The sequence below is a fragment of the Hymenobacter canadensis genome, assembly GCF_027359925.1.
Lineage (GTDB): Bacteria > Bacteroidota > Bacteroidia > Cytophagales > Hymenobacteraceae > Hymenobacter > Hymenobacter canadensis.
In genome coordinates, this window is record NZ_CP114767.1 from 2,123,722 (window position 1) to 2,148,921 (window position 25,200).

The 25,200-nt window shown below is 61.1% G+C and carries 25 protein-coding genes; 12 read left to right on the forward strand and 13 right to left on the reverse strand.

Annotation, left to right across the window (positions count from 1 at the left end):
• The first annotated feature begins 41 nt into the window (after positions 1-41).
• The 3 genes from O3303_RS09150 to trpS are packed head-to-tail and all read left to right on the forward strand — an operon-like array spanning position 42 to position 2,450.
• Positions 42-791, forward strand: coding sequence for a queuosine precursor transporter (locus O3303_RS09150; protein WP_269561757.1), 750 nt, complete (start codon positions 42-44; stop codon positions 789-791).
• 21 nt (positions 792-812) lie between these two features.
• Positions 813-1,460 carry a hypothetical protein gene (locus O3303_RS09155; protein WP_269561758.1) on the forward strand — a complete coding sequence of 216 codons (648 nt, stop codon included), beginning with the start codon at positions 813-815 and terminating at the stop codon, positions 1,458-1,460.
• A 12-nt stretch (positions 1,461-1,472) separates the two neighbouring features.
• Entirely contained in the window at positions 1,473-2,450 is a 978-nt protein-coding gene (gene trpS, locus O3303_RS09160) for a tryptophan--tRNA ligase (RefSeq protein WP_269561759.1), read from the forward strand.
• Positions 2,451-2,591: 141 nt separating this feature from the next.
• Here trpS and O3303_RS09165 read toward each other — a convergent pair whose 3' ends face one another.
• The 3 genes from O3303_RS09165 to O3303_RS09175 form a co-directional block, all read right to left on the reverse strand.
• Positions 2,592-3,413, reverse strand: coding sequence for a hypothetical protein (locus O3303_RS09165; protein WP_269561760.1), 822 nt, complete (start codon positions 3,411-3,413; stop codon positions 2,592-2,594).
• A 187-nt stretch (positions 3,414-3,600) separates the two neighbouring features.
• Positions 3,601-4,728 carry a CaiB/BaiF CoA transferase family protein gene (locus tag O3303_RS09170; protein WP_269561761.1) on the reverse strand — a complete coding sequence of 376 codons (1,128 nt, stop codon included), beginning with the start codon at positions 4,726-4,728 and terminating at the stop codon, positions 3,601-3,603.
• 27 nt (positions 4,729-4,755) lie between these two features.
• The gene (locus O3303_RS09175) at positions 4,756-5,487 is read right to left on the reverse strand and encodes a class I SAM-dependent methyltransferase (protein ID WP_269561762.1); all 732 of its coding nucleotides are present in this window, start codon (positions 5,485-5,487) and stop codon (positions 4,756-4,758) included.
• Positions 5,488-5,798: 311 nt separating this feature from the next.
• Between O3303_RS09175 and O3303_RS09180 the strand changes: the two genes are divergently transcribed.
• Complete coding sequence (locus tag O3303_RS09180; protein ID WP_269561763.1) at positions 5,799-6,821, forward strand: Gfo/Idh/MocA family protein; 1,023 nt, start codon at positions 5,799-5,801, stop codon at positions 6,819-6,821.
• Positions 6,822-7,136: 315 nt separating this feature from the next.
• Positions 7,137-8,810 (forward strand): DEAD/DEAH box helicase, encoded by a 1,674-nt coding sequence (locus O3303_RS09185; RefSeq protein ID WP_269561894.1) that lies wholly within the window; start codon positions 7,137-7,139, stop codon positions 8,808-8,810.
• A gap of 129 nt (positions 8,811-8,939) precedes the next feature.
• Here O3303_RS09185 and O3303_RS09190 read toward each other — a convergent pair whose 3' ends face one another.
• The 5 genes from O3303_RS09190 to O3303_RS09210 all read right to left on the reverse strand — a co-directional run bounded on the left by O3303_RS09190 (position 8,940) and on the right by O3303_RS09210 (position 12,579).
• A complete protein-coding gene (locus O3303_RS09190; RefSeq protein ID WP_269561765.1) occupies positions 8,940-9,494 on the reverse strand; it encodes an RNA 2'-phosphotransferase in 555 nt (184 codons plus the stop codon).
• A gap of 3 nt (positions 9,495-9,497) precedes the next feature.
• Positions 9,498-10,076 carry an SMI1/KNR4 family protein gene (locus O3303_RS09195; RefSeq protein WP_269561766.1) on the reverse strand — a complete coding sequence of 193 codons (579 nt, stop codon included), beginning with the start codon at positions 10,074-10,076 and terminating at the stop codon, positions 9,498-9,500.
• A gap of 83 nt (positions 10,077-10,159) precedes the next feature.
• The gene (locus O3303_RS09200; RefSeq protein ID WP_269561767.1) at positions 10,160-11,095 is read right to left on the reverse strand and encodes a 1,4-dihydroxy-2-naphthoate polyprenyltransferase; all 936 of its coding nucleotides are present in this window, start codon (positions 11,093-11,095) and stop codon (positions 10,160-10,162) included.
• Positions 11,096-11,266: 171 nt separating this feature from the next.
• Entirely contained in the window at positions 11,267-11,932 is a 666-nt protein-coding gene (locus O3303_RS09205) for an HAD family hydrolase (protein WP_269561768.1), read from the reverse strand.
• 152 nt (positions 11,933-12,084) lie between these two features.
• Entirely contained in the window at positions 12,085-12,579 is a 495-nt protein-coding gene (locus O3303_RS09210) for a glutathione peroxidase (protein ID WP_269561769.1), read from the reverse strand.
• On the opposite strand from O3303_RS09210, the gene O3303_RS09215 reads away from it, so the two are divergent.
• Together O3303_RS09215 and O3303_RS09220 are read left to right on the forward strand one after the other, a co-directional pair.
• Positions 12,578-12,724: a hypothetical protein gene (locus O3303_RS09215; RefSeq protein ID WP_269561770.1), complete on the forward strand. Its 147-nt coding sequence runs from the start codon at positions 12,578-12,580 to the stop codon at positions 12,722-12,724. The genes O3303_RS09210 and O3303_RS09215 overlap by 2 nt on opposite strands.
• A gap of 139 nt (positions 12,725-12,863) precedes the next feature.
• Positions 12,864-13,952: a 3-oxoacyl-ACP synthase III family protein gene (locus O3303_RS09220; protein ID WP_269561771.1), complete on the forward strand. Its 1,089-nt coding sequence runs from the start codon at positions 12,864-12,866 to the stop codon at positions 13,950-13,952.
• 136 nt (positions 13,953-14,088) lie between these two features.
• Here O3303_RS09220 and O3303_RS09225 read toward each other — a convergent pair whose 3' ends face one another.
• The 4 genes from O3303_RS09225 to O3303_RS09240 form a co-directional block, all read right to left on the reverse strand.
• The gene (locus O3303_RS09225) at positions 14,089-14,670 is read right to left on the reverse strand and encodes an LOG family protein (protein ID WP_269561772.1); all 582 of its coding nucleotides are present in this window, start codon (positions 14,668-14,670) and stop codon (positions 14,089-14,091) included.
• Between the two features lie 282 nt (positions 14,671-14,952).
• On the reverse strand, positions 14,953-16,746 hold the full coding sequence (gene argS / locus O3303_RS09230; protein WP_269561773.1) for an arginine--tRNA ligase: 1,794 nt from the start codon (positions 16,744-16,746) through the stop codon (positions 14,953-14,955).
• Positions 16,747-17,026: 280 nt separating this feature from the next.
• Entirely contained in the window at positions 17,027-17,479 is a 453-nt protein-coding gene (locus O3303_RS09235) for a YbaY family lipoprotein (protein WP_269561774.1), read from the reverse strand.
• 78 nt (positions 17,480-17,557) lie between these two features.
• Entirely contained in the window at positions 17,558-18,532 is a 975-nt protein-coding gene (locus O3303_RS09240; RefSeq protein WP_269561775.1) for an arginase, read from the reverse strand.
• A gap of 345 nt (positions 18,533-18,877) precedes the next feature.
• Here O3303_RS09240 and O3303_RS09245 point away from each other — a divergent pair, with 345 nt between their 5' ends.
• Both O3303_RS09245 and O3303_RS09250 read left to right on the forward strand, forming a co-directional pair.
• Complete coding sequence (locus O3303_RS09245; RefSeq protein WP_269561776.1) at positions 18,878-20,278, forward strand: type III PLP-dependent enzyme domain-containing protein; 1,401 nt, start codon at positions 18,878-18,880, stop codon at positions 20,276-20,278.
• Positions 20,279-20,381: 103 nt separating this feature from the next.
• Complete coding sequence (locus tag O3303_RS09250; RefSeq protein WP_269561777.1) at positions 20,382-20,537, forward strand: hypothetical protein; 156 nt, start codon at positions 20,382-20,384, stop codon at positions 20,535-20,537.
• A gap of 470 nt (positions 20,538-21,007) precedes the next feature.
• On the opposite strand, the gene O3303_RS09255 is transcribed toward O3303_RS09250, so the two are convergent.
• On the reverse strand, positions 21,008-21,523 hold the full coding sequence (locus O3303_RS09255) for a D-glycero-alpha-D-manno-heptose-1,7-bisphosphate 7-phosphatase (RefSeq protein ID WP_269561778.1): 516 nt from the start codon (positions 21,521-21,523) through the stop codon (positions 21,008-21,010).
• Positions 21,524-21,745: 222 nt separating this feature from the next.
• On the opposite strand from O3303_RS09255, the gene hemG reads away from it, so the two are divergent.
• The 3 genes from hemG (at position 21,746) to O3303_RS09270 (ending at position 24,995) form a co-directional block, all read left to right on the forward strand.
• A complete protein-coding gene (gene hemG, locus O3303_RS09260) occupies positions 21,746-23,071 on the forward strand; it encodes a protoporphyrinogen oxidase (RefSeq protein ID WP_269561779.1) in 1,326 nt (441 codons plus the stop codon).
• A gap of 130 nt (positions 23,072-23,201) precedes the next feature.
• Complete coding sequence (locus O3303_RS09265) at positions 23,202-23,990, forward strand: polyprenol monophosphomannose synthase (protein WP_269561780.1); 789 nt, start codon at positions 23,202-23,204, stop codon at positions 23,988-23,990.
• A gap of 60 nt (positions 23,991-24,050) precedes the next feature.
• Positions 24,051-24,995 (forward strand): TerC family protein, encoded by a 945-nt coding sequence (locus O3303_RS09270; protein WP_269561781.1) that lies wholly within the window; start codon positions 24,051-24,053, stop codon positions 24,993-24,995.
• The last annotated feature ends 205 nt before the right edge of the window (positions 24,996-25,200 follow it).

Here is a 25,200-nt window from a genome sequence, read left to right on the forward strand (position 1 = left end):
CTAATACCCGAAATCAACCGTTGGTTTCCCTCTCCCCTTCTATGCCCCAACCTTTATCCCACAAAAAGCAGCAGCTCTACCTCGTCCTTAGCGGTATTTTCATCGTCAATGCACTGCTGGCCGAAATTATTGGTGTAAAGATATTCTCGGTTGAAGCCCTCATGGGCCTGCCCGGCAACCTCACGGCGGGCGTGCTCATCTGGCCCGTGGTGTTCGTCACGACGGACATCATCAACGAGTATTTCGGCAAGGCAGGCGTGCTGCGTGTGAGCTACCTCACGGTGGCGCTTATCCTGTTTGCCTTCGTGGTGATATATGCCACCACCAAGCTGCCGCCGGCCGCTTTCTGGCTCGATGTCAACAAGACCGACGCCGAAGGGCGCCCCTTCAACATCGACTTCGCCTACCAGAGCATTTTCCGGCAGGGCCTGGGCATTATTGCCGGTTCCATCACGGCGTTCGGCATTGGGCAGGTGCTCGATGCCACGGTGTTTCAGCTGCTACGGCGGGCCACCGGCGGGCGCTACATCTGGCTGCGGGCCACGGGCTCCACGCTGGTGTCGCAGCTCGTCGATTCGTTTGTGGTGCTGTACGTGGCCTTTTATTTGTTCGGCAACTGGACGCTGGACCAGGTGCTGAGCGTGGCCAACACCAATTACTGGTATAAATTCGCAGCTGCCATCCTGCTCACGCCCGTGCTCTACCTCGCCCACTTCCTCATCGACCGGTACCTCGGCGAAGAAGCCACGCAGGAGTTGCAGCAGGAAGCCACGGCTGATGCGGCAGTGTAATAACTATTATTTCCGGCTTATATGCGCCTCTTTTTGCTAATTATCAGCCTGTTAATTCCGCAGGCACTAATGGCCCAGTTTAACTCTTTTGAGGCTGGTTCCTACCGGCTAGCCGCCGACAAGACCGTCCATCACGAAGCCCGGATTAAGTTGCGTGGCAGCTCCACGTTAATAGTAAAGGATGCGAAAGGTGGTACCAGCAAATACACCCCGGCAAATGTGCTTTCCTTTCAACTAGGAGCCAGGAAATTCATTTCCGTCAGGGATTTTGACGTGGAAATGGGGCTGGCCAGCCAGACAATTGACGAGGCGTTTGTGCAGTTGCTCGACAGTGGCGCGCTGGTACTGATGCGCTACGAGTTTACCGTAGGCGGCCCTATGATGGTGGGAGCAGGCGGAAGCATGAGTGGTGGCGGAAGCTCCACGTACGAGGTCTATTTGCTGCGCTGGAACAATGAACTCTCGATTGCGCACATCCCGGCCAACCGCCTGACGGGTGGCGGCCCGAAATTCCGTGATGCACTTGTGCCCTACTTGCGGCAGCGGCCCGACCTGAGCAAGCTGGTAGAAAACAAACAAGTTACCATTGACAACCTACCGGCTATTGTTCGGGCTTTCAATTCCGGTCAGCCTTATGCGGCCGTCAATTCTACTTCTACTTCCGACTGATTTCTTTTCATCATGTCCCGCATCCTCACCGGCATTCAAAGCACAGGCCGCCCGCATTTGGGTAACCTGCTGGGCGCCATCCTCCCAGCCATCGAGCTGTCCAGGAACACGGCCAACGAGTCGTTGTACTTCATTGCCGATCTGCACTCCCTGACGACCGTGCGCGACGCCGAAACGCTGCGCCAGAACACGTACGCCGTGGCGGCCGCATGGCTGGCCTGCGGCTTCGATACCGACCGCAACCTGTTCTACCGCCAGTCGGATGTGCCGCAGGTGACGGAGCTGACTTGGTACCTGAGTTGCTTCGCGCCCTACCCAATGCTGGCCAACGCCCACTCGTTCAAGGACAAGTCTGATAGGCTTTCCGACGTGAATGCGGGCCTGTTCACGTATCCGGTGCTGATGGCGGCGGATATTCTGCTCTATGATGCCGACGTGGTGCCGGTAGGCAAAGACCAGATTCAGCATTTGGAAATTACCCGCGACATTGCCTCGGCCTTCAACAGCCGCTACGGCGAAACCTTCGTGCTGCCCCAGGCCCGCGTCGATGAGCAGCTCATGACCATTCCCGGCCTCGATGGCCAGAAGATGAGCAAGAGCTACGGCAACATCATCGACATTTTCCAGGACGACAAGACCCTACTCAAGACCATTCGCAGCATCGTATCAGACAGCACCCCGCTGGAGGCCCCCAAAAACCCCGATACCGATACCACGTTCAAGCTGTTTTCGCTGCTGGCCACGCCCGAGCAGACCGCCGAAATGCGCCAGAACTACCTGAACGGTAACTACGGCTACGGCCACGCCAAAACGGCGTTGTTTGAGGTCATCCGCAGCCGGTTCGCCACCGAGCGGGAGCAGTTTAACTTCTACAGCGCCAACCTGCCCGAGGTAGACCGCAAGCTGGCCGAAGGGGCCGCCAAAGCCCAGGCCTACGGCTCGGAAGTGCTCAACAAAGTGCGCGAGAAGGTGGGGTATTCGCGCCGGTAGTCAGCACATAAACGGTCATCCTGAGCGCAGCGAAGGACCTTATCACGCCTGAACGGTTTCGTAACAACGAATCGTTCAGGCGTGATAAGGTCCTTCGCTGCGCTCAGGATGACCAGTACCTAAACTTACCACTTCCCCTTTTCAATAGGGCAGGCCGTCTACGCTGGGGTGCTGTTGCTCGCGGGAGAAGCTGAAGCCCACTTTGCTGCCGCGGCTCACCTGCTGGTTTTCCAGCTTCTGCTTCACCGATACTTTCTGAATATCATTGAGCGGCGGCGCAATCAGGTCATTGTTGACGGCGGCCACCATGGCGCTTTCCACGAACAGCCGAAGGCCGTCGGCCGTTATCGGGTTGTCCGACATGTCGTTATCAGGCAATTCCAGCTGCTGCACGCCTTCCAGGAAATAGTGGTTGTCGATGTTGATGAGCAGGCGGCCCACCAGATAGCCCGGGTCGTTAAGGCGCTGGTACTTGATGCTGTCGGCCATGAAGTTATAGGCCATGATGTGCCCGAAAAAGCGCCGCCGGAAGTCCTCCTGAACGTATTTGGTGTCCATCGGGCCGTAGTCGTCGGGGAAGGTCACGATGTTGGAGTGCATCACGAACACCAGCAGGTCGCCGGAGAAGCGGATGTGAAATTCCATTTCGTTGACGGGCCGGTACTCGATAATCACCGTCGAATCGACGGGCGTGATGCGGCGGCTGAGCTCCACCACCAGCTCCTGCGACACCTGCCGCAGCAGAGCAAACGTGGCCAGCGTGTTGCGGTAGATGGCCTGCTTGGCCGACGATTTCTGCCGCAGACCGTCAAAAATCAGGTCGAGGCGGTCAGTAGGGGCGGCGGCGGGAGCCCCGGGGGCGTGGGTGGCGGTATTGTTGGAGTTGGGCGTGCCGGCATTGGCGGTGGCTTCAGAAGCCGGGCGGGGCGGGGTGGCGGACTTGGGGGGCTTGGTAGTATCCATAGAGAGGCGGGAACAGAACGGTCCGCAGCACGGCGCGGCGGGCAGGAAAAGCCGCTACTGTGGCAGTTGCGGGTGATAGTATCTACGCAAAGTAGTGCGCGGTAAGTTTTAGCAATGCCCGGAGGCTACTTGGCACTACGGGCTGCCCCGCCGAATTGCGGTTGAGCAACGCGAACTACAAAGCGCCTTACTCCGGCTCGAAGGCCGGCGGCGCGCTCAGGGCCGCTGCCACCGGCCACGCGCTGCTACGGAAAGCCACCGTGCGCAGCCCGGCATACGGAAAACCGGGCGCGGGCGGCAGCAGCATCGGTTGGGCCAGCGGATGCGCCAAAGCCTCCCCTACCGTGCGCACCGCGCCGGCCGGCACCGCCAGACGCTCCAGCGCCGCCAGCAGCGTCTGGCCCGGCACTTCGGCAATGCGGTGGGCCAGTAGCTGTTCCAGCGCGGCGCGGTGAGCTACCCGGTCGGGGTTGCGGCGGAAGCGGGCTTCCCCAGACCACTGCGGCCGCTCCAACACCTGGCATAGCTGCTGAAACTGCCGGTCGGAGCCCACGGCCAGCAGCAGGCGCGTGCCGTCCTGTGCCGTGTACACGGTGCCGTAGGGCACAATGCTGGGGTGGCCCGAGCCCAAAGGCTGCGGCTCCTGGCCCGTGACGAGGTAGGTAGCGGCCTGGTTGGCCAGCGAGGCCAGCGCGCTATCCAGCAAGCTCACCTGTACCAGCGCGCCCCGGCCGGTTCGCTCGCGGCGGTAAAGGGCCGTGAGCAGGCCTTCCTTGAGCTGGTGGGCGGTGAGCAAATCGATGAGGGCCACCGGCATTTTCTGGGGCGGCTGGCCGGGGCCGGGGGCGTTGAGGTGCATGAAACCGATTTCGGCCTGCAGCACGGCGTCGTAGCCGGCGCGGGTTTCCGTGGGGCCGTAGCCGGTGATGTGGCCGTAAATCAGGCGCGGGTTCAGGGCCGCCAACGTGGCGTAGTCGGCGCACAGCTTCTCGGCGTCGCCGGGCTTGTAGCTGGTCAGCACGATGTCGGCGGCGGCGGTTAGCTGGTGCAGCGCGGCTTGGCCGGCGGCGGTGGTCAGGTCCAGCGTCTGGCTGCGCTTGCCCCAGTTAGCACTGCTGAAATAGGCCGTGACGGTGGTGGCGGGGTCTTCGGCCGGGGTGCGCCAGGTGCGCGTCACGTCGCCAACCGGGGCTTCCAGCTTCAGCACGTCGGCCCCCAGCTCGGCCAGAAACTGACCCACCTGCGGCCCGGCCAGCACCGAGGCCAGCTCCAGCACACGCAAACCGGTTAGGGGGAGTTCATCAGAAGAATTCATGCGGCCGAAGGTAGCACCCGCCCCGATTTACCGCCGCCCGGCCCGCGCAAACACCGGAAATACCACCTCCCGCTCGCCCGGCCCCCACAGGCGCGTCACCTCGTCAGCCAGCAGCAAAACCGTATCCTGGCCGTGCTGCTGCTGGTATTTCACTACGCTCGACCACGTGCGCAGGTAGTTCAGAAACCACTCCGCCGACCACTGCCGCCGCACCTCGAAGCGGGCCTGCTGCACCTCGTCAAACGGGAACGGCAGGCGGGCGTACTCGTCGGTGATGTGCCAGCGGTTGGCGTCCCAGTAGGGGCGCATGGTGTCGTTGTGGAAGTGCTGCACCAATGGGTCCAGCGCGGGGCTGATGCACAGCAGGCCGTAGCCCCACTCCGCCACCACGCCGCCGGGTTGCAGCACGCGGCGCACCTCGGCGTTGAAAGCGGCCATGTCAAACCAGTGCACGGCCTGGGCCACCGTCACCAGATCGAAGCTGGCGGCGGCAAACGGCGTGTGCTCGGCCGGGGCTTGCTGGTAGGTGATGTTGGGCTGCCGGGCCGCCTGGGCCAGCTGCGCCGCGCTGATGTCGGTGGCTTCTACCTGCCCGAAATGCCTGGCCAGCACGGCGGCCACCTGCCCGTTGCCGGTGGCGCAGTCCCAGGCCCGGCCGTGGCCCGGCACCTGCGGCAGCAGCCAGCCGTAAAGCGCCGCCGGATAGTCGATGCGGTAGCGGGCGTAGAGGTCAGCCTGGGCAGAGAATCGGTCGAGCATGGATGGAGGGATGGTTGAATTGGTGGATTGATGGATTGTAGATAAACAGAACGTCATTCCGAGCTTGCGAGGAATCTCGCGTGCTGATGTTGCAACGCTAACCATACGGTTACAACGAAGCGGGAGAGATGCTTCGGCTGCGCTCAGCATGACGGTTACCATTACAACGTCAGCACGCGAGATTCCTCGCAAGCTCGAAATGACGTTCCAGAAGAGACGTTACCAAAACGGTGTTCCTGAAACGACGTTCCCGGAATACCGTTCTTGACAACCCGTTGCAACACTTGCTTCCCCAATAACGAAAAACGCTCATGTCCTCTCCCATCCAAACCGGCCTGCTGGCTTACGGCATGTCGGGCCGCATTTTTCACGCGCCGTTTCTGAGCACGCACTCGGGCTTTGCGCTGCGGGCCGTGGTGGAGCGCAGCCGTAAGAAGATGGCCCAGCCCTACCCCAGCATCATCAGCTACGACAGCGTAGCCGAACTGCTGGACGACCCGCAGCTGGAGCTGGTGGTGGTGAACACGCCCAACGACACCCATTTTGCCCTCGCCCGGCAGGCGTTGCAGGCCGGCAAGCACGTGCTCATCGAGAAGCCCGTGGCTACCACCGTGGCCGAGCTGGACGAGCTGTTGGCCCTGGCCGCCGAGCGCCGCCTGCACGTGCTGGCCTACCAGAACCGCCGCTGGGACTCCGACTTTCAGCTGGTGCGCCAGGTGGTGGAAAGCGGCCGACTGGGCCAGCTCACGGAAGTGCACTTCCGCTTTGACCGGTACAAACTGGCCCTCAACGCCAAAACCTTCAAGGAAGACCCGGCCGTGCCCGGCAGCGGCCTGAGCTTCGATTTGGGCCCGCACGTGCTGGATCAGGCCCTGAGCCTGTTCGGGCAGCCCGAGCGCGCCCACGTCACGCGCGCCAGCCACCGCCCCGGCTCCCGCGTCGATGACTACTTCCACCTGCACCTGCAGTATCCGCAGGGGCTGAACGTGTTTGTGGCCGGCAGCCTGCTCACGGCCGCGGCCGGTCCGGCCTACGTGCTGCACGGCACGCTCGGCTCGTTCCAGAAAAACCGCGCCGACGTGCAGGAAACCCAGCTCGACCAGGGCCAGCTGCCCACCGCCGCCACCTACGGCCACGAACCCACCGGCCAAGAAGGCACGCTTACACTGGTGCCCGCCCCCGGCGAAACCCAGGTTTCCCGCCTCCCCGCGCCCCAGGGTCAGTACCAGGGCCTGTTTGAGGCGGTGTACCAGACCATCCGCCACGGCCAGCCCTTCCCGGTGCGCGCCGAGCAGCTGCGCTGGCAGCTGGAGGTGCTGGAGGGTAGAGGCTAAAAAGAACGTCCTTCCAACCAGAACGTCATTTCAAGAACGTCATTCCGAGCGGAGCGAGGAATCTCGCTTGCTGACATTGCAATACTAATCCAACATCAGCACGCGAGATTCCTCGCTCCGCTCGGAATGACGTCCTGTTCGCGCTACTACCGCTCCAACCTCAACCGCACACAAATCCCGTTATCTTTGTTTCAATCCAATCCAGCGGTTTGCTGACCGAGACGCAAGGTCAGCCCTCTATCATCTTAACGAAGCTGTACCTTGACGTTTCACGAGTTTAACCTGCACGATGACCTGCTCGCGGGCATCGATGCCATGAATTACCAGAATGCCACGCCCATCCAGGAGCAGGCCATTCCCCGCATTCTCGAAGGCAAAGACCTGATTGCCTGCGCCCAGACCGGCACCGGCAAAACCGCCGCCTACCTGCTGCCGCTGCTCGACAAGATTTCGCACGCCAAGCACGGCACCACCTCCACGCTGGTGCTGGTGCCCACTCGCGAGCTGGCTACGCAGATCGACGAGCAGGTAACGGGCTTCGGCTACTTCGTGGAAGCCAGCTCCATTGCCATCTACGGCGGGGGCAAATCCGAGGGCTGGGAGCAGCAGAAGCGCGCCCTCACCTCCGGCGCCGACATCATCATTGCCACGCCCGGCCGCCTCATTGCCCACATGCAGATGGGCTACGTGAAGTTCGAGGACCTGAAGTATCTGGTGCTCGATGAGGCCGATAAGATGATGGACATGGGCTTCTCCGATGACATCCTCAACATCGTGCGCCAGCTGCCCAAGGAGCGCCAGACGCTCCTGTTCTCGGCCACCATGCCCAGCAAAATCCGCGACTTTTCGCAGCAGCTGCTCAAGAGCCCTGAGGAAATCCGCCTGGCCGTGTCCAAGCCGGCTGCCGGCATCGACCAGCAGTTCTACATGGCCTTCGACCGCCAGAAGATCTACCTGCTCGAGCACCTCATCAAAACCCAGGACGTGCAGAGCATGGTGCTGTTTACCAGCCAGAAAGCGGCTGTAGGCGGGATTGTGAAAGCCATCAACAAGCTGGGCATCGAGGCCCGGGGCATCAGCTCCGACCGCACCCAGGAGGAGCGCGAGGAAATCATGCGCGCCTTCAAAAACAAGCAGTTCCCCATCCTGGTCGCCACCGACGTGCTGAGCCGCGGCATTGATATCGACTCGCTGAGCCACGTGGTGAATTACGATATCCCGCGCGCCGCCGAGGACTACGTTCACCGCATCGGGCGCACGGCCCGCGCCGCCACCAAAGGCACGGCCATCACCTTCATTGCCGACCAGGACCAGGATCGGGTGCTCAAAATCGAGAAGCTCATTGAGCGCGAAGTAGAAAAGCAAACCATCACCGAAGGCCTCGGCCTGGGCGAGGCCCCCGAGTTCGACCCCAAACGCTTCAGCGGCCTGCACGGCAAAATCGGTGGCCGGCCCGAGCGCGGCGCCCGCAGTGGTGGTTCCGGCGGCGGCGGCGGCGGTGGCCGCGACCGTGGCCCCCGCCCCGAAGGCGGCGGCTCCGGCGGCGGCAGCCGCGACGGTGGCCGCCCCAACCGCGGCGACGGCAAGCCTGACGCCGACCAACTGGCCCGTATTGCCAAGGCCCAGGCGGCCCTGGCTGCCCTCGACGCCGGCCAGGCCCCATCTCAGCCCTACCAGCGCCCGCCCCGCGAAGACCGCCCCGAAGGCAGCGAAAGCCGCCCCCGCCGCGAGCCCCGCGCCCCGCGCCCTGAGGGCGAAGCCCGCCCGCCCCGCGAACCGCGTGCCCCACGCCCCGAAGGTGAGGCCCGCCCGCCCCGGGAGCCCCGCGCTCCGCGTCCGGAAGGCGAAGCCGCTACCACCGAACCCCGCGCCGACGGCGACCAAGCAGAAGGTCAGCGTCGCCGCAAGCGGGGCGGCCGCAACCGCTCTGGCCGCGGCCCCCGCCCTGAGGGCGAAGCATCCGCCCCGGTAGCCCCGGCCGCTGAATAATTGGTTTTTACTGACATAAAACAGCCTCCGCTAAGATTTTAGCGGAGGCTGTTTTATGTAGTAGCGTTGATTAAGGCAGTGACGCTTTTCGACCTCTAGTGTGCAGGCCAAGGTGACTGCAGTTGCATTTCAGGCATCTGCCAGGGTCAGACAACGGGCAGGCACTTCGTCGGTAAGCCAGACGCCGTTATCAGCTTGGTAGAATAGGTGGCCTTCTGCGTGCAACTGGTCGGCGGCCACCACCAGCACAACCGGCGCGCCGTGGCGGCTACCCACCTGCCGGGCGGTGGCTTCATCGGCGCTCAGGTGAACGTGCTGGCGGCTCATTTTCTGCAGGCCCTCGCGCATGATTTGTGCCTGGTGGCGGGCCGCAGTGCCGTGGTAGAGCACAGCCGGCGGCACGGCTGGCGCATAGCCCAGCTCCACAGCCACCGAATGGCCCTGGCTGGCCCGGATGCGCTGCTGGTCGTCGCTGAGGCGGAAACGCTGCTTAGGGCTGGTTTCCACGATGTGCAGCAGTAACTCAAGGGTGAGGTTGACATGATGCGTTTGAGCCTGCCGAAGCAACTCTTCCACACTTACCCAGCCCTGCTCATCCAGGGTAAGGCCCAAATGGGCCGGGTCGTGGCGGAGTACCAGGCTCAGGAGCTTGCTCAGGCGGGTGGTTTCTTTATCGGATAGCATAGGTTATTCCTGAATAGGTTCCTGCCGGCTTTTGTCGTCAGAAGCTGATAGAAGCTGTAGCATTTCAATGAAACTGTCAGCAATTGGTGTTACATCGTCCGGCGAATCATGGTCCCATAAAACTACCGGATACTCGTTTCCGGGCCTGCTTTCATTGGTGTTGAAGCACAGATGCCCCCAGTCGCTATATCCTGCAAATGCTAGGTATCCTCTATCTATCAAATACCGCTTCGGATATCCGTTGAGTACTCGATTAACCGCTTCTTTCTTCCAGCGAGAAGGTGTGTGATTATGCACGCTGAACTCATCAATGTACAGCTCAAAAAAGAACCTGTACTGCAGAAAGAATCTGTATGACTCCGGCAGCGCATGTTTTAAAGTGGCTTCCAGTTCGTCTATTTCCTGCTCTTCAATCTGGGTAGGTATCGGCATCCAGATCGTACATTCTTCTCCTGTAGCTGTATCGGGAAAGTGATGAACCATTTCATAGTCCGCCCCCTCCACTGTTCCTATCCGATTCAAGCCATCATGAAAACTTAAATCAAGATGCTTATCGACTATTTGAACGATGGCTATTTGCAAGACTGACTGCAGAGACATACATCCTGTATTTATGATTGTTGTGAACAGACTATGCGAACATATCCCCCCCTATAACCTGACGCTCACACCGCCTGCCCTAGCCCAAACAGCAGCGTGAATACCAGTGTGGTGAGGGCCATTTGCTTGAGCAGTGGGTCGAGTTGCATGCTGTCCTGGCGCTGCCACACGGCCAGGGCGTTGCGCACCAGCAGCGGGGCGCTCATCAGGAACAGCCACTGCCAAGGCGAGCGGTAGGTAAGCAGCACGTAAAGCACGGCACACACCAGCCCGGCCGTGAGCAGCACCACGTGGTACACGCGGGCCCGCTGCGGCCCCAGGCGCACCGGAATGGTGATTTTGCCAGCCAGCGCATCGGAGCGGATGTCGCGGATGTTGTTCACGTTGAGCACCGCCGTGGCGAAGCAACCCAGCGCGGCAGCCGGCAGCAACACCGAAAGCGGCAGCGTACCAGCCTGCAGAAAATACGTACCGCACACCCCCACCAGCCCGAAAAACACGAATACCGACAGGTCACCCAGCCCGGCGTAGCCGTAGGGCTTGGAGCCGGCCGTATAGTTGACCGCCGCCCAGATAGCCGAGAGGCCCAGCACGAAAAACGCCAGAAAAATCCAGGCGCCGGCCGTGCCCAGGGCCACCCACAGCAGCAGCAGCCCGCTCCCGAGCGACAGGGCCCCGAACAGGCCCATGCCCTTCTTCATCTGCGCCGGCGTGATAGCGCCGCTCTGCACGGCCCGTTGCGGCCCCTCGCGGTGCACGCTGTCGGCGCCGTTCTGGGAGTCGCCGTAGTCGTTGGCCAGGTTGCTCAGAATTTGCAGCAGAATGGTCGTCAGAGCCGCCAGCCCCACCACGCTGCCCCGGAAGTGGCCGTTGCTGGCCGCCAGAAAGCCCCCGGCCATGATGCTGGCCAGCGCCAGCGGCAACGTGCGCGGCCGAAAGGCCGAAATCCAGGCTTTGGCAGGGCTGACAGACGCGGGAACGGCGGGAGAAGAGGTTGCCATGAAGGTATTTTTGAGACGTGTGCTAAGGCACAGCTCTTCAGAAATGCGTGTTGGTAGGTGCGGCCCGAACGATGTAGAGACGCAATATTTTGCGTCTCGTCGTTGCTGATGTTGACCGTTTTAATATCGCCGTTCAACGACGAGACGCAAAATATTGCGTCTCTACATCGTTCAGCCACTCATTTCCAAAGCGGCGATACGTTCGGCGGTCAGCTCGTTGAAGTGCGCTACCACCAGGTCGGCGTGGCTCAGGTCCTGCAGGGGCGAATGCTCGCTGTTGTAGCCGATGCAGTAGAGGCCGGCGGTTTTGGCGGCCGTCACGCCGTTGGCCGAGTCTTCGATGACCACGCACTCGGCGGCCGGGGCCGCGGCCAGAGCGGCGGCGTGCGCGAAAATGGCCGGATCGGGCTTGGAGCGCGGGAAGTCCTCCCCGCTGAGCAGGTGCGTGAAGTACGGCCCCAGCGCAAAGCGGCGCATCACCCGATCAATGGTGGAGTGCGAGGCCGACGACGCCAGAATCAGCTCCAGGCCGTGCTGGTGCAGGTCTTCGATGAGGCAGCGCACCCCGTCGAGCAGCTCCAGATCGGGTTTCTCGTCGAAGGCGCGGTTGAAGAACTCCCGCTTCATCAGCACCATGTCGGCTACCTCGTGCGGCAGGCCATGCTGGTCTTTGAGGTGCTGGTACACGTTTTTGGTGGAGCGGCCGGTGAACTGCGCGTACTCATCATCCGAAACCCCAATGCCCAGCTCCTCGAAATGCCGGAAATAGGCGTAGCGGTGAACGGGCTCGGTATCGACGATAACGCCGTCCATGTCAAAAATAACCGTGCGAACCATGCGTGGAAGTAAGTGAACGGGCGTAGCCCGGACTTCAGTCCGGCGCCCAACAGCAGGCGGCGAACGGGCGAAGAATGCGGGAAACAGGGCACCGGACTGAAGTCCGGGCCACAGGCTGTAGCCAGCAAAATTACGGCGTTAAACGAGGTTTGCTACTGCTGGATGGCCGCCAGCAGCTCCGGGCCCGTGGGGCTCACTTTTGAAGGATAAAAGGCCTGCACATGGCCCTGCTCGTCGATGAGGTACTTGCAGAAATTCCAGTTCGGCTTCTCGTCCGTGACGCCGTTCTGGGCTTTGCTGCCCAGGTACTGGAATAGTGGGGCCGCATCGGCGCCAGCCACCGAGACCTTGCTGAACAGCGGGAAGGTCACGCCGAAATTCCGCTCGCAGAATGTGGCAATCTGGGCATCGGTGCCGGGCTCCTGCCCCCCGAAGTTGTTGGCCGGAAAACCCAGCACGGTCACTTGGGTGCCATATTTTTTGTGCAGTTCTTCCAGCTCTTTGTACTGAGGCGTGTAGCCGCACTCCGAGGCCGTATTAACAATCAAAAGCTTTTTGCCCTGGTATTGGCGGAGCGAAACCGACTGGCCATCAATGGCCTGCAAAGTGAAATCGTAGACGGAGCCGGAAATGGCGGGAGTAGTCATGGCAGCAGCAGAAGACGTGGACGAAGAGGTAGAAGGCACCGACGGCGAAGAACAAGCCGCACAACCAGCCAGCAGCAGCAAAGCAACGGATTTCATGGGCAAAAGGGAAATATCAACCGGCCACAGAACCCAAACGGCGCAGTAATGTTCAGCTATACACTATCCGCCAAACTGCCCGTACTAGCGGGGCAGCCACGCCGGAATTTTGTACATTGGCAAACGCCGCTACCGAAAAAGGCCCTACTTTCGTCAATTGCCGCTCTTCACTACTTACCAGTCTGCTCATGCGTAGGACTCTCTATTCGGTCATTACCGGAACGGGCAGTTATCTTCCTTCCCGCGTTGTTCGCAACGCCGATTTCATTTCCACTTCTTTTTTCGAGGCCACCGGCCAGCCCCTGACCAAGCCCGGGGAGGAGATTGTGGAGCGTTTCGCCCAAATCACCGACATCCAGGAGCGGCGCTATGCCGAAGACGACCAGGTAGCCTCCGACCTGGCCTACCTGGCGGCCCGCAACCTGTTCGACAGCTGCGGCGCCGACCCCGAAACGCTGGACTACATTCTGGTGGCCCACAACTTCGGCGACGTAGCCATAGATAACCGGCGCTCCGATTTTGTGCCCACGCTGGCCGCCCGCGTGAAACACAAGTTGGGCATCGAAAACCCCAATACCGTTGTCTACGACCTGCCCTTTGGCTGCCCCGGCTGGCTGCAGGGCGTCATTCAGGCCGATTACTACCTGCGCTCCGGCGACGCCAAGCGGGTACTGGTCATCGGGGCCGAAACCCTCTCGCGCGTCTGCGACCCCCACGACCGGGACAGCATGATCTACGCCGACGGGGCCGGGGCCGTCCTGCTCGAAGCCCGGGAAAGCGACACGCCCATCGGCATTCTGGCCCACGGCTCCCGCTCCGATACCGTGCAGGCGGCGCATCTGCTGCGTATGGCCCGGTCGTATAACCCGGCGTACGTGGGCGAGGAACTGTTTTTGAAGATGGAAGGCCGCAAGCTCTACGAGTACGCCCTCAAAACCGTCCCGCAGGCTATCAAAGACACCCTCGATAAGGCCGGGCTGCCCATCGAAGCCATGAGCAAGCTGCTTATCCATCAGGCCAACGGCAAGATGGATGATGCCATTCTCAAGCGCCTCTACGGCCTCTACAACCAGTCCACGGTGCCCGTCGGCATCATGCCCATGACCATTTCCTGGCTCGGCAATTCCTCGGTAGCCACCCTGCCCACCCTGCTCGACCTGATCCTGCAGCACCAGCTGCCCGAAACCACCATCAAGCCCGGCGAAATCATTGTGTTTGCGTCCGTAGGAGCCGGCATGAACTGCAACGCCGTGGTGTACCAAGTGCCCACAGAGTAAAGCAGGCTTTAAAAAAACGTCATCCTGAGCGTAGCGAAGGACCTTATCACGTCGGCGAAAGTTGGTCAATCCAACCCGCATGTGATAAGGTCCTTCGCTACGCTCAGGATGACGTTTTTTTGCTTTCTCCTATCGGTTACGTCGTCTTCGGCGTCAGCCATTTTTCGAGGCTGACGGGCTGGTAGGCCAGCATTTCATCGAGCATGCCGTGGGGATTGGGGTTGCTCAGGAGCTGGTTGCGGTTTTCGCGGCGCAGCAGGCCTTCGTCGGCCATGTGGTCGAGGGCGCGGAGCAGGTGGTCGTAGTAGCCAGCCACGTTGAGCACCCCGATGGGCTTTTTGTGCAGGCCCAGCTGGCCCCAGGTCAGCACCTCAAACAGCTCCTCCAACGTGCCGTAGCCGCCGGGCATGGCCACGAAGCCTTCGGCCAGGTCGGCCATCATCAGCTTCCGCTCGTGCATGGTTTTCACCAGGTGTAGCTCGGTGAGGCCGGTGTGGGCCAGCTCCTTGTCGGCCAGAAAGTCGGGAATCACCCCGATAACCTTGCCGCCGTGCTGCATCACGGCATCGGCCACGGCGCCCATCAGGCCCACCCGGCCGCCGCCGTACACCAGCGTGAAGCCCCGCTCGGCCAGGGCTTGGCCCATGGCCGTGGCCTGTTGGGTGAATGATTCGTTGGTGCCGCTGCTGGCACCGCAATACACGGCTACGCTTTTCATAAGCAAACCGGACTCGGCCCAGCCTCGTCCGTCATTAGTGACAAAAGAAAAAACAGCAGCAACGCCAGTGGTGGGCGTTGCTGCTGCACTACAAACAAACTTCGACTGTCATGCTGAGCGCAGTCGAAGCATTTCTACCGCTTCGTTGAATTACCATATCCAACATCAGCACGCGAGATTCCTCGCGCTGCTCGGAATGACGTGCTAACAAAGCGGTAGAGATGCTTCGACTGCGCTCAGCATGACGTTCTGGGGGGATGCGTGCGTCCCACGCCGTTTACACTACATCCGCTCGGGCACCTGGATGCCCAGCAAGCCCAGGCTGGTTTTGATGGTCTGGCCGGTTTGGGCCGAGAGGGCCACGTAGAACGAGCGGCTGGTTTCGTTGGGCTCGGTGAAGATTTTGATGTCGGTGTAGAAGCGGTTGTAGGCGCGGGCCACCTCGTAGGCGTACTGGGCCACCACGGCCGGCGAGAACGTACGGGCGGCTTCCTGCACCACACCGGCATAGCGGCCCAGCTCCTGCACCAGCTCGCGGGCAGCGGCGGGTAGCTCCGTGAGACTGCTCAGGTCGGCTGCAGGGCTGATGCCCATTTCGGCAGCTTTGCGCAGGATGGCGGCGATCCGGGCGTGCGAGTACTGCACAAACGGCCCCGTGTCGCCTTCCAGCTTCACCGATTCCTCGGGGTTGAAGAGCATGCGCTTCTTGGGGTCCACCTTCAGCAGGTAATACTTGAGTGCGCCCAGGCCCAGCATGTGGTAGAGTTGTTGCAATTCCTGCTCATCAAGGCCTTCGGTTTTGCCTTTTTCAAGGGTGGCAGCCTGGGCGGCTTCCACCACTTCGCGCACCAGCTCGTCGGCGTCTACCACGGTGCCTTCGCGGCTCTTCATCTTACCAGAAGGCAGGTCCACCATACCGTAGCTGAGGTGGTAGATGGCGTCGGCGTAGGGCTTGCCCAGCTTCTGCAGCACCGCCCGCAGCACCTGCATGTGGTAGTTCTGCTCGTCGGCAATGACGTACACGCTCAAATCGTAGCCGAAATCCTGGTACTTGAGCTCAGCCGTGCCCAGGTCCTGGGTAATGTACACCGAGGTGCCGTCGGCGCGGAGCAGCAGCTTCTCGTCGAGGCCTTCCTCCTTCAGGTCCACCCAAACCGAGCCGTCGTCCTTCTTGAAGAACACGCCTTTCTGCAGGCCTTCCTCCACCCGCTCCTTGCCCAGCAGGTAGGTACCCGATTCGTAGTAATACTTATCGAAATCGACGCCGATGTTGGTGTAGGTGGCATCGAAGCCCTCGTACACCCAGCCGTTCATCTGCTTCCAGAGGCTCACCACGGCTTCGTCGTTGGCTTCCCAGGCGCGGAGCATATCCTGGGCTTCCAGCATCATGGGGGCCTGGCGCTTGGCCACGTCGGCGGCTACGCCTTCGGCTTCCAGCTGGCGCACCTGCTCGCGGTAGTGCTTCTCAAACAGCACGTAGTACTTACCGGCCAGGTGGTCGCCCTTGATGCCGGCGCTCTGCGGAGTTTCGCCCTGGCCGTACTGCTGGTAGGCCAGCATGGATTTGCATATGTGAATGCCCCGGTCGTTGACCAGGTTGGCCTTCGTGACGGTGGCGCCGGTGGCCTTCAGAATCTCGGCCACCGAGTAGCCCAGGAAGTTGTTGCGCAGGTGGCCCAGGTGCAACGGCTTGTTGGTGTTAGGCGAAGAATACTCCACCACCACGTTGCGCGGGCCCTCAGTCGTGACGGGCGTGCCAGCCGGCTGCTGGCGCAGCGCCGTGAAGAGCTTCAGCCACTCGGCATCGGCAATTTCCAGGTTCAGGAAGCCTTTCACCACGTTGTAGCCGCTCACCAGCGGCGAGTTGGCCACCAGCCACTCCCCCACGGCCTGCCCGATCTGCTCGGGACCTTTACCCAGGGTTTTGGTGAACGGGAACGTGACGAGCGTAAACTGCCCGGCAAACTCCTTACGCGTGGGCTGCAACGTGAGCTGGGCGGCGGGCACCTCGGTGCCGAATACCGTTTGAATAGCCGTGCCGAGGGCGGCTTTGAGGGTTTGTTCGAGTTGTTGCACTGGAAGAGCGAAACGCTGAAAAAGAAGCCTTATCGTAGGCTTCGGATAGATTTTGAGGCGAAATCCGGGAGGTGGCGTAAGCTACCGGCCTGGGCGGGGCAAGGGCGTTTCCGGCCCGAAAGGCAGGCGCCAGCCATCCGCATCGGCCGTGGCCTACGCTAGATTCGTCGGGAAGAAAGCCGCCAAAAAACCGGGTTCATAAGCACTTACCGCCGCGGCCACCCTGGGCTGCTGCGGGCACAAAGGTAGAAACCTGGGCCGGAAGAGCCCACGCCCACCCCTACTTTCCTGCCCGGCGCAGCAGCATCTGCACCTGCCGGGGGTTGCCGCGCGTGATAACCGGGTAGGCCACGTCGCTCAGAAACAGCAGCTGCCCGTTTGCCCGGATGCGCGCCTGCATGACGTAGGTGTTGCTTTCCTGAATGCGGCCGGGGTCGTAGGTGAGCGTGAAGGGCAGCGGCACCTGCTCGCCGTTGAGTTGGACAGTCACCGAATCAATCACCGTAGCCGCCACATCCTGCCGTGACACATCCAGCAGCTGCACCTGCACCACCGCCGCCGCCGGCAGCGCCATCCGCTCACGGTACGTGAGCGTGCCCGTGATGGTGTCGCGGGGCATTTTCATGGGCTGCAGGGCCTCGGCGCCGGGGCTGTTGCCAGTGGCAGAAGGCGAGGTGGTGCAGGCCGCAAACAGCAGGGACGCACCCAAGGCAGGCAACAAACGAAAAAGCATGGCGTGGCAGCAAAAAGCAGGATATCGTTACAAATAGTCACGAATATATCCGCTTTTTGCCGCCGCGCAAGCTGGTCGTTACCGGCTCACCACTTCCTCCAGCCGCAACCGCCGCTGAATGGCGTCAGTGGCCGCTTCCAGGATGTCGAAGGCGTTCTGGGCCATGGTATTTTCGGAGTCCAGCGTGGGGTTGATTTCCACCATCTCGAAGCACACCACCCGGTCGTTGTCGAGCAGGGCGCGGCACAAACTGATGGCTTCCTCCACGTTCAGGCCATCTACCACGGGCGTGCCGGTGCCTTTGCTGAAGCGCGAGTCCAGCGAGTCCACGTCGAAGCTGATGTACACCATGTCGCAGAAGCGCAGACGCTCGTATACCTCTCGGGCCACCTGGCGGGTGCCTTTGGCCTTCACCTCATCCAGCTTGTAGTTTTTGATGCCCAGCCGCTCGATAATGGCGTCTTCCTCGGGCTCGGTGTCGCGCACTACCACGTACACCAAGTGCTCGGCGGTGATTTTGGGGCCGGGCTCGCCCAGGTTTTTCAGCTTCTGCCAGAAAAACTCGGTTTCCGGCTCGGGCTGGTTGCGCTGGCAGGGGAGGTTGTCGTCGCCGAGGCTAATGGCCAGCGGCATGCCGTGCATGTTGCCCGAGGGCGTGGTGTAGGGCGAGTGAATGTCGGCGTGGGCATCTACCCAGACCACGCCCAGCGTTTTGTGCGGGTAGGCCGCCTTGATGCCCGCAATGGTGGCGGCGGCGCTGCTGTGGTCGCCGGCCAGCACCAGCGGAAACTCGCCGAAGCGCAGCGTTTGCTCCACGGTGCTGGCAATGCCCTTCTGCACCGTGTAAATAGAATCGATGTGCTTGGCCTTCGGAAAATGGTTTTTCTCAAAGAGCACGTGGTTCAGGTCCGGAATGTGGACCGAATTGAACCGGCGGAAGTAGTCGGACCCTTTGTTGAGGCAGGCTACTTTCAGGGCATCTACGCCCATACTGGCACCACGGGTCCCGGCTCCAAGCTCGGAGCGGACTTCCAGAAGCTTAATGCGTCGCATATTACATTGGCAGAAAAAGGGTTAGGGTGGTTTTAATGCTTGCCGATTGAGCAGGTGGGAATTCCTCTCAGGCTTGACGCGCACAGACCCTCCGGCGCAACCAACGAACAAAGCACAACCAAAACCCCGCGCGCGGGGTATCTTTGCGGCTGCAAGTTCGACAAAAGCTGTCGTGTTAAGAAATTGAAAAGTATCCCGAACGTCGCAGAGCAGAGCGAAACATTGCGTTAGGATGGTGATTCTACTACCCTAACGGAATGCCTCATCCTTGCTCCAAGCGCAACATGCTCTGCCTGCCGTTCAGGTTTTCTCTCTCAACCAGCCTCTCCCCCACACACTCCTTTAATGGATACCTACCACGACCTGATTTCCCAGACGTTTGACTTTCCTACCGATGAGTTTCAGGTAGAGCAAAATGAACTGCGCTTCCACGACATCGACCTGATGGCGCTGGTGAAGAAGCACGGCACGCCGCTGCGCCTGGCTTACCTGCCCAAAATCAGCAGCCAGATTCAGCGGGCGCAGGAATGGTTCCGGGCCGGCATCGAGAAAATCGGCTACCAGGGCAAATACTCCTACGCCTACTGCACCAAGGCCTCGCACTTCAGCTTTGTGGTGGAAGAAGCCCTCAAAAACGACGTGCATATCGAAACGTCGTCGTGGTTTGACACCAACATCATCCGGGCCATGCACGCCAAGGGCAAGGTGCAGAAGGACACGTTCATCATCTGCAACGGCTTCAAAACCGACGAGTACAAGCACGAAATTACGCGCCTCATCAACGACGGCTTCGTGAACTGCATGCCCATCCTCGACTCGCCCAACGAGATAGAGTACTACCACGACAACGTGCGCGAGAAGTGCAGCGTGGGCATGCGCCTGGCCTCCGACGAGGAGCCGCGCTTCCAGTTCTACACCTCGCGCCTGGGCATCCGCTATACTGACGCGCTGCCGCTCTGGGAGCAGAAAATCAAGGAAGATCCGCGCTTCGAGCTCACGATGCTGCATTACTTCATCAACACCGGCATCAAGGACACCAGCTACTACTGGTCGGAGTTGAGCCGGTTTGTGCACAAGTACTGCGAGCTGCGCAAGGTGTGCCCCACGCTCACCACCATCGACATCGGCGGAGGCCTGCCCATCCAGACCAGCATTCAGAAAGAGTACGACTACCCGTACATGATTGAGGAAGTGCTGCGCACCATCCAGCGCATCTGCGCCGAGGAAGGCGTGGCGGAGCCGGACATTTTCACCGAGTTCGGCATCTTCACGGTGGGCGAGTCGGGCGCTACCATCTACAGCATTTTGGACGAGAAGCTGCAGAACGACAAGGAACTGTGGTACATGATTGACGGCTCGTTTATCACCAACTTGCCCGACACTTGGGCCCTGAACCAGCGCTTCATCATGCTGGCCCTCAACGGCTGGAACAAGAAGTACAAGAAGATTCAGCTCGGCGGCCTCACCTGCGACTCGCAGGACTACTACAACGCCGAGAAGCACATCTATCAGGTGTTTCTGCCCGAGCGCAAGCCCGCCGACGCCGAGCCGCTGTACGTAGGCTTCTTCCATACCGGCGCTTACCAGGAAAGCCTGAGTGGCTACGGCGGCGTGAAGCACTGCCTGATTCCGGCCCCCAAAATGGTGATTCTGGACCGCGCCGAGGATGGCACCCTCACCGACCAGGTGTTTGCCGAAGAGCAGACCGCCGACTCCATGATGCGCATTCTGGGCTATCAGGCCTAAGGATTCGGCAAGTTTCGGGCGGGCCGGTTGGAAGGCCCGCTTGGAACTGCTATTTTTGGGTGTTAGCTCCTCTTTCTTAACCTGTTTACTTTCTGCCTCGAAAATGAAAAAATTCTTCCTACTGGCCTCGGTGGCTGTTTTGGGGCTGAGCGCCTGCAACAAGGAAAAGTGCCCGGCCTACTCCAGCACCAAATCCGCCAACCGCGTTTCGTCGCCGATTATGGCGTCGTCGGTGGCGGCTCCGGCTGCGCGCCAGTAGCCGTCCGGCAGCAGCTTCCACGGCTGCTGCTCTACCAGAAGTATCCTCGAAGCCCGTTGCTGCCCTGTGCAGCAGCGGGCTTTTTGCTGCGCTACCCAAATAATTTTTAGTGAATCACATTCTGCACAATTTAAAGAGCACCTCCACGTTAGAGGTGGATAAGCTTTCGTTCTTAGAGGGTTGCAAACAAAACGACCTTCTTTATATTGTACAATAACATGAAAAAGTTTTTCCTTTTTTCCTTTGTAGGAATGGCCTCGCTGAGTTCGTGCCGCACCAAATGCCCTGCTTACTCCACCACCAAGCCGGCCACCCAGACAGCGGCCCCCATCATGGCCAGCGACGCCGCCGCAACGCCCCGGCAGTAAGGGGTAGCCTCTCTAAATTGAAAACGCCTCCTGCTCTTATTTACCTGAGCAGGAGGCGTTTTTGTGTGTAGCTCTACGGGCAGTAACCACCCGTTTCGGGCCTTATGACGCGCCCGCCAGTATCAGGTCGGTGGCGGCGGCCAGGTTGGGCACACGCGGCAGGAAAACCGCTGCTTCCTCCTCCCCTACCAGAATCCCGCGCACCCCCACCTTAGCGCCCGCCTGCATGTCGCGCAGCCGGTCGCCGACCAGCCAGCACTGCGCCGCCTCTAGTTGGAAGCGCGCCATGGCCTGCTCCAGCATCAGCGAATCGGGCTTACGCCTGAGCGACTCCGACACGCTGGGGTGGCCCGGCGCAAAGTACAGCGCATCGAGCGCGCTGTGGCAGGCCTGCTGCAGCTTCTGGTGGCAGGCCTGCACGTCGGCGGCCGTGTAAAGGCCCTTGGCGATACCGGCCTGGTTGGTGATGACGATGAGGTAGTAGCCGGCGGCTTTGAGGCGCGCCAGGCTCTCGGGCACGTCTGGCAGCACCTCGAATTTCTCCAGCTCCCACACGTAGGTACCTACCTCCCGGTTGAGCACTCCGTCACGGTCCAGAAATACAGCTTTGTTGGTCATGGTGATGAGGTAACGAGGTAACGAGGTAACGAGGTAACGAGGTAACGAGGTAACAGGTGACAGGTGACAGGTGACAGGTGACAGGTGACAGGTGACAAAGGTAGCGGTGTGCCGGCCTGAGGCACCTTGTTTGTGCCTGCTACCTTTGTTACTTGTTATACCAGTGTCTATCCCTTATCGCCTCATCACCTGTCACCCCATCACCTCATCATCAACACCAACATGTCCATAGCAATTATCGGAGGCGGAATCTCGGGGCTTACGCTGGCCTGGCAGCTGCAGAAAGCTGGTGTCGCCTACGACCTGTTTGAGGCCGACGCCACGCCCGGCGGCTGTTTGCGCAGCCTGCCCCATCCGGCCGGCTACCTCCTCGAAACCGGCCCCAACTCCCTGCAACTCAGCGACGAGCTACAGGAGCTAATTACGGAGCTCGACCTAACCGACAAAATCCAGGATGCCGCCGACGTCAGCAAGCACCGCTACGTGCTGCGCGACGGCCGCATTCAGGAGCTGCCCGGCTCGCCACCGGCCCTGCTCACCAGTAGCTTTTTCAGTTTGAAGGCCCGGTTCAGCTTGGTGCGGGAGCTGCTGCGGCCGGCCGCCGCGCCCAATCCGCAGGAAACGGTAGCCGGCTTTTTCCGCCGCCGCTTCGGGCCTGAGCTGGTCGATTATGCCGTGAATCCGTTCATTTCCGGCATCTACGCCGGCGACCCCGAGCAGCTGCTGATTCATAAGACGTTCGGGAAAGTGGCGGCGCTGGAGCAGCAGCACGGCTCGGTACTGCGTGGGCTGGCCAAAGCCGGGGGCGGCGCGGGCCGCAAGCGCATCATCACGCTGCAGGGCGGCATCCAGACCCTTACCGACGCACTGGCCGCCCGCCTCATCCACCGCCACGTAGGCCAACCCGTGCAGGCCCTGCAGCGCCTCCCCAACGGCCACTACCAGCTGCGCACAGTCGCCGGCCGCGAAAGCCAGCACGCGGCCCTGGTGCTGGCGCTGCCTACCTACGCCGCGGCGCCCCTGCTGCAGCCGCTGTTTCCGGAGGCGGCCGCAGCGCTGGCGGCCGTGCACTACCCGCCTATGGCCGCCATCTACACCGCCTACCAGCGCGCCGACGTGAGCCATCCGCTAAACGGCTTCGGGGCCCTAAGCCCCAAAATCGAGCAGCCCTACGCGGCCGGCACCATCTGGACCAGCGCCATTTTCCCCGACCGCGCCCCGGCCGGCCAGGTGCTGTTTACCACGTTTGTGGGCGGCACCCAGTACGAGGAACACGCCCGCCAGCCAGAAGCCACCCAGAAAGCCGCCGTGCACGCCGAGCTGAGCCAACTCTACGGAATCCGGGAGGGCGCGCAACCTGCGTGGCAGTTCCGGTACTTTTGGGAGCGCGCCATTCCGCAGTTCGACCACCGCATCGTGGCCGCGCACGCCGCCGCCGATACGCTGCAAACCCAGAATATCTGGAGCGCGGCCAACTGGCGCGGCGGCGTGGGCGTACCGGACTGCATCCGGCATGCCCGACAAATTGCTGCTCAGCTTGTTGCGTAGGCAGGGCCGGTAGCCCTGGGCCATCTGGCGGCCAAGAAGCCATTGGCGAGTTGCCAAACGGCTTTTTCGTCTTCGCCAGTTTCTGCATATTGCCGGGCGGGCGCACCAAAAACCCCTCTATCTTTGTCCGATGAATGACGGGCTCGTCCTGATACCAACCTACAATGAGCGCGAAAATGCGGAGCTGATCCTTCGCAAGGTCTTTTCGCTGCCCAAAGAGTTCGACGTGCTCATCATCGACGACGGCTCGCCGGACGGTACTGCGGCCATTGTGCGCGGGTTGATGGCGGAGTTTCCGAACCGGTTGTTTCTGGAAGAGCGCAGCGGTAAGCTGGGCTTGGGCACGGCCTACATCCACGGCTTCCGGTGGGCGCTGGAGCGCGGCTACCAGTATGTGTTTGAGATGGACGCCGACTTCTCCCACAACCCCGACGACTTGGTGCGCCTCTACAACGCCTGCGCCCACGATGGCTACGACTTGGCCATTGGCTCGCGCTACATTCAGGGTGTGAACGTGGTCAACTGGCCCATGGACCGGGTGCTGATGTCGTACTTCGCCTCGGCCTACGTGCGCTTCATCACGGGCATGCCCATCCGCGACGCCACGGCGGGCTTCAAATGCTACACGGCCCGCGTGCTGCGCACCATCGAGCTGGACCGGATCCGGTTCGTGGGCTATGCCTTCCAGATTGAGATGAAGTGGCTGGCCTACAAGTATGTCTTCCGCATCAAGGAGGTGCCGATTATCTTCACCGACCGCACCCGCGGCACTTCCAAGATGAGCAAGGGCATCGTGCAGGAAGCCTTCCTGGGCGTCATCAAGATGAAGGTAGACAGCTGGTTCCGGCGCTTTGCCCCGGCCACGCCGCGCGCTACCGTTTCGACTGGCAGCGCAACCCCGGCGTCGGAAACCCGGTAAGCGTAGCTGCAGCCGGCCCGCTGCGGCGTTTGGTTTTCCGGGCCATTAGCGGCGCTACCAATGGAAATTACTCCCTGGTTCTGGGTGGGCTTCAATGCCTTCGTGCTGGCCATGCTGCTGCTCGATCTGCTGGTGTTCAACCGCCGGGCCCACGTGGTGCGCATGCGCGAAGCCTTGGGCTGGAGCGCCTTCTGGATTGCGCTGTCCCTCACGTTCAATTACCTGGTCTACCACTTCCTGGGGCGCACGGCCGCCCTGGAGTTCCTGACCGGCTATCTGATCGAGAAGTCGCTGAGCGTGGACAATCTGTTCGTGTTTCTGCTGGTGTTCAGCTACTTCAAGGTGCCGCCGCAGTACCAGCATAAGATTCTGTTCTGGGGGATTCTGGGGGCGCTGGTGCTGCGGGCTGTTTTCATTCTGGTGGGCGCGGCGCTGCTGGCCAAATTCCATTTCCTGCTCTATGTGCTGGGTGCCTTCCTGGTGTATACTGGCGTGAAGATGGCCACCAACGCCGGCGACCCCGAAATTGACCCCGACAGCAACCCGGTGGTGCGCTTCCTGAGCCGCCACCTGCCCATCACCAACCGCTTGCACGACGACCGGTTTCTGATCCGCCAAGACGGCCGGCTGTTTGCCACGCCCCTGCTGGTGGTGCTGGTGATGGTGGAAACCACCGACGTGGTATTTGCCGCCGATTCCATTCCGGCCATCCTGGCCGTCTCGCGCGACACGTTTATTGTGTACACCAGCAACGTGTTTGCGCTACTGGGGCTGCGGGCGCTGTACTTCGCCCTCGAAGGCCTGATGCGGCTGTTCCACTACCTGCAGTACGGCCTCTCGCTGATCCTCATCTTCATCGGGGCCAAGCTGCTGCTGTCCGAGGTCTACCACATTCCGATGGGGATTTCGCTGGGCGTGGTGGGCGGTATTCTACTGCTTTCTGTGGTTGCCTCCGTGCTGTGGCCTAAAAAGGATGAGGTGAATCGTGATGAGGTTATGAAGTAATGGAGTGATGAAGTAATTTGGTGATGGGGTAATGAGGGGATGAAGTGATGAGGTAGCAGGTATGGACAAGCCCCAGCGGGGCGACATATTGGTAGCCTTTGCCCGGCGCAACGACGATAAAGCCCCGGAGGGGCGACACTCTTACCGAACCGGTTAAGGTGTCGCCCCTCCGGGGCTTCCATTTTTCTACGGCGTTTTCTCTACT